Genomic DNA, 15,867 nt, shown 5'->3' on the forward strand with positions numbered 1-15,867 from the left:
GCATACTTTAGATTCAGAAAAGACTGCATTACCAGCCGGGTTCCAGGGGAAATTGTTTGTACATCCTTCTGACCAGACGCTGAGCAACAACCCTGCCCTATTGGCAAACCATCGAATAGCGTTAAGAAATATTTCCAAAAAAAAACCGCCCTTTCGGGCGGTTAAAAATACTCGGCTTTGATCAGAAACCGAGGGAGAAGCTGATCGTCATCGCATGGTCTTTATCGTTGCGCGACAGTTGGCCGGAATAGCCCAGGCCCAACTTGCCATTCTGACTGATCTGGTAGTCCACGCCCGCCTCCACCACCGCGCTGTCCTTGGCGATCGGCACACCTTGGGTGCTGAACGATGCACCGCCGTTGATAAAGCTCAGGTCGGCATCCGGCTTGGTGTCGCCAAAGGCATGACGCCAGCCGATGCTGCCCCGTGGGGTGATTTTCGAGCCGTTACCCAAGGTGATGGTCTGGCCGATGCGCACGCCCAGGGTCGAGAAGGTCACGTCCTGATCGGCATCACCGCGCAGGGCCGCCGAACCGCCTTTCTCCTTGATCGTGTCGCTGTCGTAGTTGACGTAAGCCAGGCCGGCGAACGGTTCTACTACCACTTTGCCGGTTTCAATGGTGTAGCCCACTTCACCGAACACTTGCGCGCTGCGCGCTTTGTAGTCGGCTTTGAGGCGTTGCCCCACGCCGCCTACGGCCACATCGCGTTTGCTTTCGATGTCGTGCCAGCTGTATGCCACGCCCATGCGAGCGGCGAAGGCTTCCTGCTGGTACGCGGTGTAGGCCATCAAGTGGTAGCTGTCGACGTCGGCGCTGGAGCTGCGGCGCTTGGCGTCCAGGTCGCTGCGGGTGTAGCCGGCGGCCACACCGACGCGCCAGGCGTCATCCACTTGTTTGTCGGTGCCGAGCAGGAAGCCGCCGAGGTTGCGGTCCAGCTTGGCGGTGTTGCTGTCGCCGCCCATGTGGCCCCAGGTGCCCAACACACGCATCCAGCCGACCATCTCGCCGTGGCAACCGGCGCTGCTCAGGCGGTTTTCGCTGGGTGCCAGGCTGTTGCGTGGGTCATCTTCGCGGTAGCAGCCGGGCTGACGCAGGCGCTCGTTGACTGCGTCACGCACGTAACGCGAATCTTCGAGCATGGCGCTGGCGGTGCTGGCATGAATCTCCCCGGACAAGCTGTCGAACGCGGCGCGCGCCCCGGCAACATTGGAGTTGAGCAGCGCGTTCTGCACCGTTGCGCCACCCACCGCGGCACCGCTGTCCAACGCGGCGGCCACGCCACGTTGGTTACCAGTGGCTGCCACGCTGGCGTAGCTGACGTTGTTGCGGCTAACCGCCAGCGCCACCTGAGTAGGGCTGTAGTTCAACGCGGTATTGAGGAATGCCAGGTTCTCCAGATTGGTGGTGCCGAAGGTGCCGTTCACTGCACCCGCCGTGAGCAGCGTGTAGGTGGCCGGGCCGGCGTACGGCGCCAGGTTGACCACATTCAACGTGCCGCCCAGGTTCGCAGTACCCCCAACGGCCAGGGAGCCGGTCGACGATGGGGTGATGAGCAGGTTCAACGCGCCGGTACTGCCATTAGTGAAGTTACCGGCCACCGTCAGCTTACCGTTATCAGGTGTGACGCTGCCGTTGTTGACCAACGCGCCGACGCTGCCGTTGCCGGTCAGGCCTGCACCGTTGGCGACGATCACCTGCCCACCAAACACCGCGCCTGGGTTGGCCGCGTTGCCGACTTGCAGTACGCCCTGGTCCACCGCCACCGTGCCGCTGAATGGCTGGTTGCCGGTCAGCAACAGCGCGCCGGCGCCTTGTTTGGTAATGCTGCCGGTTCCGCTCAATACACCATTAAAGGTGCCGTTAGTGGGTTGGACAAACAACAGTTGCGCATTGTTGAGGATGCGACCCTGCAAGCTCAGCGTGTTACCGGCCAGCGTACCGCCACTGACGGTCGTGCCACCGGAATAGGTGTTGGCGCCGGTCAACAGCAAGGTGCCGGCGTCAAGTTTGTTGATCGACCCGGCCCCCACGATTGGCGCAGCCACTTCGGTAGTGACGCCCGAATTGACACGCACCACTGCGGCACCGGTTGGCGACAAGGTCCCACCTGCGCCTGCCGTCAGCGTGTAACCAGGGTCAAGGAATTGCAGGCCAGTGAAGCCTTGGTTGCCGACCACAGTGACAGTACCGCCCTGCCCGCCGAACACGGCAAACTGGTTATTTGACGCCTGGCCCTGGGTACCGGTTGGATCGGTCCAGTTGGTGCCTGGGCCCCAGGTACCACTGCCGCCGGTGATAGTGCCGTCAGGGTTGGTGGTGCCACCGTTCCAGAACTGGATTTGCCCCGGCGTGGTTTGCACCAGCAGGTTCAGTTGGTTGGCCAGCGCCGTTTGCAGGCTCAGATTACCCACGCCGACCGGCAGCGAGCCGAGAGTCAGGCCGTTGTCGGTCAACGCGCCGCCGTAGCGGAACAGTTGATAAACGCCGAGGCCGAAGCCCCCGGCATCGGTAACGTTGAGCGTGCCATCAAGGGTCAGGTTGCCCGCCACATTCACCGCCGTGGTGGATGCGCCAGGCGCGCCGAGGGCGAAGTCCAGGGCAGTGCCCGACGACAACGCCAGCGAACCCACCGACAGCGGCGTCGCCGCCCCGGCCTTGAGGGTCGAGCCATCGGCCATCGTCACAGCACCGCCCAGGCTGCCGCTGCCGCCAAGGGTCGCGCCGCTGGCTACCTGCACCGCTGCGCTGTTCAAGGTGCCGTTGACCAGCAAGCTGCCGGCGTTGACGTTGGTGTTGCCGGTCAAGGTGTTGTTGCCAGTCAACAGCAACGCGCCGGTGCCGGTTTTATTCAGCACGCCTGCGCCGGTAAGGTTGCCGGTGTAGGTGCCATCGGTGCCTTGCTCGAAGGTCAGGGCCGCATTGTTGGCAATCGCGCCTTGCAAGCTGTTGGTGTTGCCGGTGGTGGTGCCGCCGTTAAGGGTGGTGCCACCGCTGTAGGTGTTGGCGCCGGTCAACAGCAGCGCACCGTTGCCGTTTTTCACCAGGCTGCCGGTGCCGCTGACCACGCCGTTAAGCGCTAGTGCATTGCTGCCGACCAGGGTCAGCGGCCCACTCAGGCTGATGGCGTTGGCCAGTTGCAGGTCGGTGCTGCCATCCAGCGCCGCAGCGCCGCCGACGGTGAGCGCGCCGCTGCCCAATGCGGCGTTATTGCCCAGGGTCAGTTGCCCGGCGTTCAGGCCGGTGCCGCCACTGTAGGTGTTGGCGCCGTTGAGCGTCAGGGTTGCCGCGCCTTTTTTCAGCAGGCTGCCATTGCCGCTGATACTGCCGTTAAGCGTCAGCGCATTGCTGCCGCCGATGGCCAGTGCACCATTGAGTACCGCAGCGTTGCCGAGTGTGACGGCCGCGTTGCTGTCCAGGGTGGTGCCGTCGGCCGCCGTCAGTGCGCCACTGCCCAGCGCGCTGTTATTGCCGACTACCAGCGTGCCGCCATTGAGTGCAGTGCCGCCGGTGTAGGTGTTGGTGCCGTTAAGCACCAAGGTGCCAGTGTCGAGTTTGGCCAGGGTGCCAGCACCACCGAGCGTGACGCCCAACGTTGCGGTGGCGTTCGGGTCGACACGGATCGCCGTGTTGCCGGTGCCGCCATTCACCAGGTTGAGCACGCCCGCCGTGCCGGAGGCCAGGTTGTAGCCATCGGTGACGAACTGCATGCCGGTGAGGTTTTGCGTGCCCTCCACGGTCACGTTACCCGCCGCGCCCTGGAACACTGCAAAGCTGTTGTTCCAGTTCTGGTTGAGGGTGCCGTCAACGTTGGTCCAGTTGGTGGTGCCAGTGCCCCAGGTGCCGTTGCCGCCGTCGATGGCGCCGTTGCCGATCAGGTTGGCGCCGTCCCAGAACTGCACGGTGGTATTGGGCGCAGTCACCAGCAGGTTGACCTTGTTGCTGATGGCCGTCTGCACTTGCACATCGCCCGGAATCACACTGCCCGGCAAACTGCCAAGGGCCAGGCCATTATTGGTGAGTGCCCCGCCGTAGTTGATGATGTTGTAGACGCCGCTGCCAAAGCCGCCGATATCGGTGACGTTGAGTTTGCCGCCCAAGGTCAGATCACCGCCGACATTCAGCAGCCCGCTGCCACCGCCCACCACCGGCACGCCGAGGCCGACGTCCAGGTTGGCGTTATTACCCAGCACCAACGAGCCCACCGACAGCGTGCTGCCGGCGTTCAGGCCGATGTGCCCGCCATCAGCCACCGTCACCGCACCCGCTAATGAGCCAGTACCGGCCAGCGTCGCGCCGTTGTTCACCGCCACCGTGCCACTGGCCAGTGAGCCGCTCACATTTAAAGTGCCGCCATTGACGTTGGCCGCGCCGCTGATCCCATTGGTGCCGCTCAGGTTGAGCACGCCGGTGCCGTTTTTATCCAGGTTACCGGCACCGTTGAGCGTGCCTGCGAAGGTGTTGTCGAGGTTGCTGCCACCCACCGCCAGCGTGCTGCCGCCCGCCACTTGAATCGCGCCGGTACCGGTCAGGGTATTGAGGCTGGCATTGCCACCCAGGTTGAGGCTGGCACCGCTGCCGACGTTGACGCCGGTGGTGTTGCCCAAGGCCGCGTTACCTGTAGTGGTCACACTGCCGCCGAGCACATTGAGTGGACCGGTGAAGGTGTTGTTACCACTGAGCAGCAAGTCCGCCGCGCCATTTTTGATCAGCGCCGCATTGCCGGCCAACACACCCGCCAGGGTCAGGTTGTTGTTACCGGCCACACTGAGGTCGGCATTCAAGGTGACGGCGTTCGCCAATACCAGCGGCACGCTGTTGTCCAACGTACTTGCTCCATTGACGGTCAAGGCGCCGGAACCCAAGCCCGTGGCATTGCCGACAGTCAGCGTACCGGCCGCGAGGGTGGTGCCGCCGCTGTAGGTATTGGCGCCGTTGAGGGTCAGGTTGGCAGTGCCGTTCTTGATCAGCGATCCGGTGCCATCAACCACACCGCCAAGCGCCAGGTCGTTGCTGCCAACCACGGTCAGCGCAGCATTGAGCGTGGTGTTATTGGCCAGCGCCACTGCGGCACTGGTATCCAGCGTCGCTGCGCCGTTGACGGCCAGGCTGCCGGTGCCAAGTGCCGAACCATTGCCCAGTACCAAGCCACCTGCGTTCAACTGCGTACCGCCGAGGTAAGCATTGTTGCCGTTGAGTGTCAGGTTGCCCGCCCCACTTTTAGCCAGGCTGCCAGCCCCGGTGACCAACCCATCAAGGGTCAGGTCGGCGCTGCCGAGAATGCCCAGGTTGCCCGCCAGGTTCACGGCATTTGCCAAGGTGACTGCACTGCTGGTATCGAGCGTGGTGCCTGCCGCCGCATTCAGCGCGCCGGTGCCCAGCGCAGTGTTAGAGGCCAGGATCAACCCGCCGGCGTTCAATGCCGTCGGCCCTGCATAGGTGTTGTTGCCACTCAAGGTCAGGCTGGCGATGCCGTTTTTGATCAGGCTACCGGTGCCGGCCACGGTGCCGGCCAGGGTCAGCGCGTTGCTGCCGCCGACTGTCAGCGTGCCGTTGACGTTCACATCATTGGCCAGGCTGACAGCGGCATTGCTGTCCAGGGTGGTGCCATTGGACGCGGTCAACGCACCGCTGCCCAACGCACTGTTATTGCCGACCACCAACGTACCGCCATTGAGCGCGGTGCCGCCGGTGTAGGTGTTGGCGCCATTGAGCACCAAGGTGCCCGCATCCAGCTTGGCCAGAGTACCGCCGCCATTGAGGGTGACGCCCAGGGTCGCGGTGGCATTCGGATCAACGCGCACGGCGGTGTTGCCGCCGGTGCCGTTGAACAAGGTCAAGGCCCCCGCCGTGCCGCCGACCACGTTGTAGCCGTCGGTGACAAATTGCAGACCGGTAATCGCTTGGGCGCCGTCCACGCTGACAGTACCCGCCGCGCCCTGGAAGACCGCAAAGCTGTTTGGCGCCCAGGCGGCGTTGAACGAACCGTTGACGCCTGTCCAGTTGGTGGCGCCGCTTGTCCAGGTACCGCTGCCGCCCTCGATGCTGCCGTTACCGGTGGTCTGGCTACCGTCCCAGAACTGCACGGTGGTGTTGCCGTTGACCAGCAGGTTGATCTGGTTGCCGATTGCTGTTTGCAGGTCCAGGTCGGTGGCCGGGATATTCACCGGCAAGCTGCCCAGCTGCAGGCCGTTATTGGTCAGGCCGCCGGTGTAGTCGATCAACCGGTAGATACCGGGGCCGAAGCCACCGATATCGCTGACATTCAGCGTGCCATCCAGGGTCAGGTTACCGCCCACATGAATCAGCGCCGTGCCGCCGGTAGACGGGGCACCGAGCCCGGCATCGAGGTTGGAGTTGGTATTGAGCACCAACGAGCCGACTGTCAGGGTGTTGCCCGAGTTGACGGCCAGGTGGCCACCGTCGGCAATGTTGACGGCCCCCACCAGGGTGCCGGTGCCGCCGAGGGTGGCGCCATTAGCCACGTTCACGTTGGTACTGGCCAGCGCGCCGTTGACCAGCAGGCTGCCGGCGTTGACCTGGGTGTCACCGGTCAACACGCTGAGGCCGCCGAGGGTCAAGGCACCGCTGCCGATTTTGTTGAGACCGCCCAACCCGGCGAGTACGCCGCCGAACGTGCTGTCGAGGTTATTGCTGCCGACACTCAAGGTGCTGCCGGTGCCAACAACGGCCACGCCGGTGCCGGTGAGTTCACCCAGGCTGGCCGAGCCACCCAGGTTCAATTGCGTACCACTCCCCAGGTTGACCCCGGCGCCTGCGCCCAGCGCGCCATTACCCACGGTGGTAAGGCTGCCTGCTTGCACATCGAACAGGCCGGAGAAGGTGTTGTTGCCAGTCAGGGCCAGGTCGCCAGTGCCGGTTTTGATCAGATTGGCGCTCCCCCCCACCACACCCGCCAGCGTCAGGTTGTTATTCAGGCTGCCCACCGTGAGGTTGGCGTTGACGTTGACCGCATTGGCCAGCACCAGTGGCGTGCCATTGTTTAGGTTGGCCGCGCCGCCCACCGTCAAGGCGCCCGTCCCGAGGGCTGTCGCGGTGCCCAGGGTCAAGGTACCCGCATTGAGGGTCGTTCCGCCGCTGTAGGCATTGAGGCCATTAAGGGTCAGGTTGGCCGCGCCATCCTTGACCAGCGCGCCGGTGCCCGTGAGCAGGCCACCCAGGGTCAGGTCATTGTTGCCAGCCACCGTCAACGCAGCGTTCAGCACAGCACCATTGCCGATGCTCAGCGCGCTGCTGTTATCGAGCGTCGAAGCACCCCCCACCGTCAGGTTGCCCAGGCCCAGCGCGAGGTTATTGCCCAGGGTCAATGTGCCCGCGTTCAGCGTCATGCCGCCGAGGTAGGTATTAGCACCATTGAGGATCAGGTTGGCTGCGCCATTTTTCGTCAGGCTGCCAGCACCATTGATTGCACCGCCCAAGGTCAGGTCAGCCGTGCCGCCTATACCCAGGTTGCCTGCCAGGTTGATCGCGTTATTGGCAGTGACCGCCGCACTGGCATCCAGTGTCGTGCCGCCAGCCGCATTCAACGCGCCAGCGCCCAAGGCATTGTTGGCGGCCAGGATCAGCCCACCCGCGTTCAAGGCCACAGGCCCGAGGAAAGTGTTACTTGCGCCCAGGGTCAAAGTGGCCGCGCCGTTTTTGATCAGGCCGCCAACGCCGCTGATCCCGCCATTAAGGGTCAGCGCGTTGCCGCCCGCGACAGTGGTGTCGCCGTTCAAGAGCACCGTGTTGCCCAAGGTGATGGCAGCATTACTGTCCAGTGTCGTCCCGGCCGCTGTCGTCAACAGGCCGCCGCCCAGTGCAGTGTTGCTACCGACGATAAGCGCGCCGCCATTGAGCAAGGTGCCACCGGTATAGGTGTTGGCGCCGTTGAGCACCAGGGTGCCGGTGTCGAGCTTGTTCAAGGTGCCGGCGCCATCGATATTGACCCCGACGGTCGCGGTTGCGCCCGGATCTACACGCATCGATACATTGCCACTGCCGCCATTGATCGCAGTCAATTGCCCGCCTGCGCCGCTGACCAGGCTGTAGCCGTCGGTGACAAACTGCAGGCCGGTAAAGGCTTGCGGGCCTTGCACGGTGACCGTACCGGCAGCACCGGTGAACACCGCAAAGCCACTGGACCAAGGAGAGTTGGTCAAGCCGTCGGCGGACGTCCAGTTGGTACCGCCGGCGGTCCAGGCGCCCGTGCCGCCATCCACCACGCCGTTGGCGATAGCTTGGCTGCCGTCCCAGAAGCGGATATTGGGCGCCGACACCACCAGGTTGACCTGGTTGCCGACCGAGGTTTGTACCAGCAGATCGCCGAGGCCATAACCCACGGGAACACCCGCTACCGTCAGGCCACCGGTCAGGCCGCCGGTGTAGTTGATCAGGCGATAAGTGCCCGCGCCAAAACCACCGGCATCGGTGACGTTCAGGTTGCCGGCGAGCGCCACGTTACCGCCGACATTGAGCAAGGAAGTGAGGGATGGCGCACCGAGGGCAACATCCAGGTTGCCACCCGCGACCATGTTCAGTGCACCGGCTGACAAGGTATTGCCGCTGCTCAAGGCCAAATGGCCGCCGTTATTGACGTTCAGCGCACCCAATAGCGAACCGGTACCGGTCAGCGTACCGCCGTTGTTGACATTGACCTGGGCGCTGGCCAGGGAACCACTGAGGTTCAAGGTGCCTGCATTGATCGCCGTGTTGCCAGTGACGCCATTGATGCCGGTAAGGTTGAGAGTGCCGGTGCCGACCTTGATCAGCCCGCCAGCGCCACTCAAATCACCATCAAAGGTACTGGTGGTGTTGACCCCGCCAACGGTCAAGCTGTTGGCGCCACTCAGTTGCACGCTACCGCTGCCGCTCAAGCCGGCCAGGCTGACGTCAGTGGCCAGGTTGACCCCGGCGCCCGCACTCACGTTAACCCCGGAAGTGCTGCCCAAGGCATTGGCATTGAGCAACGTCAGGCTGCCGGAGACCACGTTCACGGCGCCGGTGAAGGTGTTGTTGCCGGCCAGGGTCAGGTCGGACAAGCCATTTTTGATCAGGTTGCCAGCGCCGCTGACCACGCCGTTCAGGCTCAGGTCGTTGTTGCCGGCGACCGTAAGGTCAGCATTCAGCGCAATGGCATTGCCGATGCCAAAGGACGCGCTGGTGTCCAGGGTCGCCGCACCGCCGACGGTCAAGGCGCCGCTGCCCAGGCCATTGGCGTTGCCCAGGGTCAAGGTCCCTGCATTGAGGTTGGTGTCGCCGCTGAAGGTGTTGTTGCCGTTGAGGGTCAGGTTGGCCAGGCCACTTTTGGTCAGCGGCCCTGCCCCACTGAGCACACCCGCCAGGGTCAGGTTATTGGTACCGCCGGCCGTCAACCCGGCGTTGAGCACAACGTTGTTGCCTAGGCTGAATGCCCCGCTGCTGTCCAGCGTCGACGCGCCGCCAACGGTCAAGTTACCCAGACCCAGGGCTGAGTTGGAGCCCGCCGTCAGGGTGCCCGAATTGAGCGTGGTGCCGCCCAGGAAGTTGTTGACGCCGTTGAGCACTAGATTGGCGGCGCCGTTTTTGGTCAGGCTGCCAGCGCCATTGATCGTACCGGCCAGCGTCAGGTCGGCGGTGCCGCCAATGCCCAGGTTGCCGGCCAGGTTGACCGCGTTGGCGAGGGTCACCGCCGTCGTGGCATCCAGCGAAGTGCCCGCAGCCGTATTCAGCGCGCCCGTCCCCAGGGCGGTGTTGGTGCTGAGCAACAAACCGCCGGCATTCAGCGACGTTACACCGCTGCGGGTGTTGTTACCGGCCAGGGTCAGCAGGCCCGCGCCGGTTTTGGTCAGGCCGCCGACGCCGGACATCACGCCGCTCAGGGTCAGTGGGTTGGCGTTGAGCAGGCTGAGATCGCCGGTCAAGACGACATTGTTGTTCAGTAATGAGGCGCCACTGGTGTCCAGGTTGGCAGTACCTGTCACATTCAGGTTGCCGCTGCCCAGGGCATTGTTATTGCCCAGCACCAGGGTGCCGGCGCCCAGGTTGGTGGCGCCGCTGAAGCCGGTGTTGACGCCATTGAGCGTCAGGCTGCCCGCGCCGCTCTGGGTAAGCCCACCGTTGCCGGTAATGGCGCCGTTCAGGCTCAACGTACCGGCCACATCGGTCGTCAGGTTGTCGTTAAGCGTGAACGTGTTGGCAAGGCTGACTGTGCCAGGCGCCTGCAAAGTCGATGCGGCGGTGACGGTGACAGCGCCGCTGCTCAGCGCCAGGTCATTGCCCAACTGCACCGAACCGCCGGACAGCGTGGTGGCGCCGGTGTAAGTGTTAGCGGCATTGAGGATCAGTTGACCCGTGCCCGTCTTGGTCAAGCCGCCGGTGCCCGAGAGCACGCCGCCCAGGGTCAGCCCGGTATTGGCGCCCTGGACGGTCAACCCGCCGGTGCCCAGCGTGAGCAGGTTAGCCAGCGTCAGGTTATTGGCCGTTGCCTCGATAACCCCGCCATTGGCGGTGATTGCCCCAGTACCGAACGTCGCACTGTTATCGAACTGCGAAATGCCACCATTGAGCGTTGTGCTGCCGCTGACCAACGGCCCCTGCAACGTCCAGGTGCCGCCATTGATGGTCAGGTTGTTGAAGTTGACATAGGTGGCGCTGGACGCCGTGCCAGTGCCGCTGCTGCCGGTGGCGCCGGGGTTTTGCAGGATCAAGGTGTTGCTGCCGTTTGCGCCGCCATCCACCTGGCCGGTGGGGGCAAACGTCAGGTTTACGCCCAACAGGCCGCCGAGGCTCAAGCCGATACCGCCACCCGAGGACACGCTCGACCCGGTCACCGCCGTAAAGGTGTTGGTGCTGTTTGCTCCCATCGACACGCCGCCGGAAATGGTCCCGCTGTTGACGAAGGTATTACCCAAAGTGGACGCCTCGAAGGCAACCCGCCCGGTGAGCGTGCCACTGTTGGTCATGTTGACCTGGCCGCCACCTTGCACGGCGACCACTGGCGTGTCAGAGGCAAACAACGTAAGACCCAGCAACGAACTGGAGCCGAGGGTGCCGGCGTTGGTGAGGGTGGTGGTGCCACCGACGCCATTCGTGACGTTCAGCGCCGCACCACCCAACGAAGTCAGATTGAGCCCCAGCAGTGCGCCGGTACCGCGGATGATCCCGGTGGCCGTGTTGGTGATATTCACCGTACTGGCCGCGGTATTGCCCACCACCACACCGCCACTGAGCACGGATACAAACCCGAGCAGCGCCGGGTCGATGGTGCCGGAGTTGTTCAGTGTGGTGTTGTTACCGGTCAGGTTCAACGCAATGCCGCCCAACGTTGCGTTGAGCTGCGCGCCAGGGTTGACGTTGACCGTCAGGTCATTCACCGCACTCGAGAAGGTGTTCAGAAACAGCGGTAACGACGGCACCCCCGTACACGTCACCGTGGCACCCGCCGTGGGGCTTGCGGGCGAGCAGGCCGCCATCGCTTCGGGGCTTGCAAGGCCCATCACCAGCCCCGCTACGCCGAGGCGAATAGCAAGAGAAAGCGCAGAAATACGAGGTACAACGGCAGTAGCAAGTCTTTTATCCACGCTCAACTCCTTGTGGTCCAAGCCTTTCATCCATGGGTGCGTAGAAGCTCAACTTTATTGACCCACACGCATCGAATTCGAGATACCTGACCGTGGTGACAATTGATCCAATTTGTCGAAACGGTAGTAGACCTACAGAAAAGTCATTGAATTAAATGGTATTAATACTTTCGTAAACTCCCTGTCAGAATGGGATTACAGCCAGCATCCATTGACTGTCGCGACATAAATACAAGTTTCCAAATGTAAAAAAGGCGCTAATAACGCCCTGTTGATTCGCTTTAAAGATCTGGGAGATCTCAATGCCCCATGAAGGCAACCTGTTACAAGCAGCCGTGGTGTTCCTGCTCGCCGCTGTGTTGACCGTGCCTTTGGCCAAGCGCCTGCAATTGGGCGCCGTGCTGGGCTATCTGTTTGCCGGTGTGATCATCGGCCCGTCGGTGCTGGGCCTGGTGGGCAACCCGCAGAGCGTGGCGCAATTTTCTGAACTGGGCGTGGTGTTGCTGCTGTTTATCATCGGCCTGGAGCTGTCGCCCAAACGTTTATGGGTGATGCGCAAGGCGGTGTTCGGCGTCGGCCTGGCCCAGGTGGTGCTCACCGGCGTGGTGATGGGCGTGGCGGCGCTGTGGCTATTTGGTCAGCCGTGGAACAGTGCAATCGTGCTGGGCCTGGGCCTGGCGCTGTCCTCCACTGCCTTTGGCCTGCAAAGCCTGGCCGAACGCAAGGAACTCAACCAGCCCCACGGGCGCCTGGCCTTTGCCATCCTGCTGTTCCAGGACATCGCGGCGATCCCGCTGATCGCCATGGTGCCGCTGCTGGCCGGCAGCGATCACCCGACGACCGAAGCCCAGGGCGTGCAACACGTGCTGCAGATACTGGGCAGCATCGCCGTGGTGATCATCGGTGGGCGCTACCTGTTGCGCCCGGTGTTTCGCATCGTCGCCAAGACCGGCCTGCGCGAAGTGTCCACCGCCACCGCGCTGCTGGTCGTTATCGGCACCGCGTGGCTGATGGAACTGGTGGGTGTGTCCATGGCCCTCGGTGCCTTCCTCGCCGGGCTGCTGCTGGCCGATTCGGAATATCGCCACGAGCTGGAATCCCAGATCGAGCCGTTCAAGGGCCTGCTGCTGGGCCTGTTTTTTATCAGCGTGGGCATGGGCGCCAACCTCAGCCTGCTGCTCAGCACGCCGTTGATGGTGATCGGGCTGACCTTGCTGCTGATCGGCCTGAAACTGCCGCTGCTGTACGCCGTGGGCCGGCTGGTGGGTGACCTCAACCGCGAAAGCGCCTTGCGCCTCGGTATCGTGCTGGCGGCGGGTGGTGAGTTTGCCTTTGTGGTGTTCAAGATCGGCCGCGACCAGGGCCTGTTCGAGCCGCACCTTTACGATGTGCTGGTGCTGACCATCACCTTGTCGATGGCGGTGACGCCGCTGCTGTTGCTGGTGTGCCCCAAGCTGTTCAAACACAAGGCCAAGACCGTGGAGGTGCCGGAGGAATACCGCACCATCGAAAGCGATGCGCCCCGCGTGGTGATCGCCGGCATGGGCCGTATGGGCCAGATCGTCGCGCGGATCCTGCGCGCGCAAAACATCTCGTTCATTGCCCTCGACACCTCGGTGGAAACCATCGAGCTGACCCGCAGCTTCGGCGGCATGCCGGTGTTCTACGGCGACCCGCAGCGCCCGGAAATCCTACATGCAGCCAAGGTCGACCAAGCCGAGTTTTTTGTGATAGCCATGGACGACCCGGAAATAAATATCAAGACCGCCGCCCTGGTGCGCAGCCTTTATCCGCACATGAAAATCATCGCCCGCGCACGTAACCGCCAGCACGTTCACCGCCTGGTCGACCTGGACGCCTCGCCGGTGCGCGAGACCTTCTACTCCAGCCTGGAAATGAGCCGTCGCACCCTGGTCGGCCTCGGCTTGAGCCAGGCCCAGGCCGATGCACGCATTGATCGATTCAAAAACCACGACCACCAGTTACTCGCCGCTCAACACGCGGTGTATGACGACGCGGCCAAAGTATTGCAATCGGCCCAGGAAGCCCGCACGGAACTGGCGCGGCTGTTCGAGATGGACCGGCTTCAAGAGGAGTCCGACAAGGTGTGAACTTAGGGATGAACGATATTGCGAAATTTCTGACAGAATATGCCGCAATTTCGTTCATCCCTGGAGCGTTTCATGGCCACTTTCACCAAGACCGCCGTCCTGCTGGCCCTTGCGCTTACCGCCGGTAGCGTGTTCGCCGCCAGCAAGTCCCCTGCCACCCAGACCATCTCGACCTTGGGCGGCAAGTTCACCTTCAACCTGCCCAAGGCTTTCGTCGCTGACACGTTGCCGACTGGCAAGGTCGAGGATGGCACCGCCGATACCCAAGGCACGCTGTACGCGAACTCGACCACGAAAAGTGTCGTGATCGTCGCCGAAACCGTGCGCAACGATGGGGCAACCATCAAGGACAATGACCCGCAGTTTCTCGATGGTGCCGTGGCGGACTTCGTCAAGGACCAGAGCGCTGCGCTGCCCGACTTCAAGAAGCAAAACGAGAAGAAGCTGACCTTCAAAGGCCTGGGCCTGCGCCAGGTGGACAGTACGGCGACCCAAGGCGGTGGCAAGACCCTGAACTCCACATTCCTCGGCGGTTCGGGCAACCATCTGCTGGTGATCCAGGCGATTTCGCGGGCGGATGACGTGAAGGGGCATGCTGAGCTGGTGAAGCAGATTACCGGCGGCAAGTAACCTGGTTTAACAAACAACACACATCAACTGTGGGAGCTGGCTTGCCTGCTCCCACATTGTTTAACCGCGTTTTTACTTCAAACTATTTTCCAGCCAGGCTTTGAGGTCCTGTATTTCAGCCGCGCTCACGGTATGCGGCATGCCCATATACCCATGAAACTCAGGCTTCAGCCCCAGCCCCAGCAACACCTCATTGGCGCGGGTGGCCGACGCATACGGCAGCGCCTGGTCCAAGGTGCCATGGCCGATAAAAATCGCCAGCTTATTCAATGACTCATCAGGCTTGAGCTCAGCCTTGAGCACCGGCAACACGCTGCCACTCAGCGCCGCAATCCCGCGCACCATGGCAGGCTTTCGCAAGCCCACCTCATACGCCATGATCGCGCCCTGGCTGAACCCCACCAGGAACACCCGATCGCTTTGAGTGTGGTACTTGGCCGTGGCCTTGCTGACAAAGTTTTCAATCAGCTGGGCGCTGCGCTGCAAATCCGCCGTCTCGCCGTCGTAATCACCCTCCCCGGGCTTCTTGGCAAACCAGCGATAACCACTGGGGTCCACCGGCATCGGCGCGCGGGCCGACAAATAGGTCCAGGTGGACGGCAACGCGTCCTTGATGCCAAACAAGTCTTCTTCGTTGCTGCCAAACCCGTGCAGGAAGATCACCAGGGGTTGGTTGCGCGCATCACTCTGCGTCTGCTCCAGGTAGGCCAACGGCAAGTCCGTGTGCAAGGCATCATCGGCGTGGGCGGCACCGGCGACTAACGCCAGCGCCAGGGCGAACAGTTTGAACATGGGCATCAACCTCAGGGTTTGCGCAACAGATACGTGTCCATGATCCAGCCATTCTCCAGGCGCGCAGCCTTGCGCACCCGTTGGATTTCGTCGGCCACTTCACTGACTTTGCCGCTGATCAGTATTTCATCCGGCGTGCCCAGGTAGGCTCCCCAGTAAATATCCATATCCTGGTCGGCCACAGTGCGGTAGGAGTCCTCGGCATCAAGCATCACCACCAAGGTATCGGCATCACTTGCCTGCCCCGCCGCCAGCCGGCGCCCGGTGGTGATCTCGATCGAGCGGCCGATACGGTTGAGCGCCACCTTATGCTGAGCCGCCAGGGCCTGCACGCTGGTGATGCCGGGGATCACTTCGAACTCAAACTCACAACGGCCGCTGGCCAGAATCGCCTGCAGGATGCGGATGGTGCTGTCGTACAGCGCAGGGTCGCCCCACGCCAGGAAAGCGCCCACTTCACCGTCGGCCATTTGCTCGTTGATCATGCGCTCGAAGGTCAGCTGCTTGTCGCGGTTCAGGTCCTGCACGGCGGTGGTGTAGTCGATATCACCGCGCACGCGCTCGGGGCAGTCGGCCTCGACGAAACGGTAACCGGGCTCGGTGATGTAGGTTTCGCAGATCTCACGGCGCAGGTCGATCAACTTGTCTTTGCTCTGGCCCTTGTCCATCAAAAAAAACACGTCGGTGCGGTTCAGCGCCTTTACGGCCTGCATCGTGATGTAGTCAGGGTTGCCGGCGCCAATGCCGATGATCAGGATGCGTTTCATGGGGTGC

5 protein-coding genes are annotated in these 15,867 nt (G+C 62.8%); 2 read left to right on the forward strand and 3 right to left on the reverse strand.

Translation table 11 applies throughout. The features are described 5' to 3' along the window. Positions 1-181: 181 nt before the first annotated feature. On the reverse strand, positions 182-11,560 hold the full coding sequence (locus HX790_RS00500; protein ID WP_176991097.1) for an autotransporter-associated beta strand repeat-containing protein: 11,379 nt from the start codon (positions 11,558-11,560) through the stop codon (positions 182-184). 302 nt (positions 11,561-11,862) lie between these two features. Here HX790_RS00500 and HX790_RS00505 point away from each other — a divergent pair, with 302 nt between their 5' ends. Together HX790_RS00505 and HX790_RS00510 are read left to right on the forward strand one after the other, a co-directional pair. Continuing rightward, positions 11,863-13,671, forward strand: a complete 1,809-nt coding sequence (locus HX790_RS00505; protein WP_017139633.1) for a monovalent cation:proton antiporter-2 (CPA2) family protein — start codon at positions 11,863-11,865, stop codon at positions 13,669-13,671. A 72-nt stretch (positions 13,672-13,743) separates the two neighbouring features. Beyond that, complete coding sequence (locus tag HX790_RS00510; protein ID WP_017139634.1) at positions 13,744-14,301, forward strand: hypothetical protein; 558 nt, start codon at positions 13,744-13,746, stop codon at positions 14,299-14,301. A gap of 72 nt (positions 14,302-14,373) precedes the next feature. Here HX790_RS00510 and HX790_RS00515 read toward each other — a convergent pair whose 3' ends face one another. Both HX790_RS00515 and cobF read right to left on the reverse strand, forming a co-directional pair. After that, positions 14,374-15,093, reverse strand: coding sequence for an alpha/beta hydrolase (locus tag HX790_RS00515; protein ID WP_017139635.1), 720 nt, complete (start codon positions 15,091-15,093; stop codon positions 14,374-14,376). Between the two features lie 11 nt (positions 15,094-15,104). After that, a complete protein-coding gene (cobF, locus tag HX790_RS00520; protein WP_017139636.1) occupies positions 15,105-15,860 on the reverse strand; it encodes a precorrin-6A synthase (deacetylating) in 756 nt (251 codons plus the stop codon). Positions 15,861-15,867 lie beyond the last annotated feature (7 nt).

The sequence above is a fragment of the Pseudomonas sp. IPO3747 genome, assembly GCF_013385245.1.
Classification (GTDB): Bacteria; Pseudomonadota; Gammaproteobacteria; order Pseudomonadales; family Pseudomonadaceae; genus Aquipseudomonas; species Aquipseudomonas edaphica.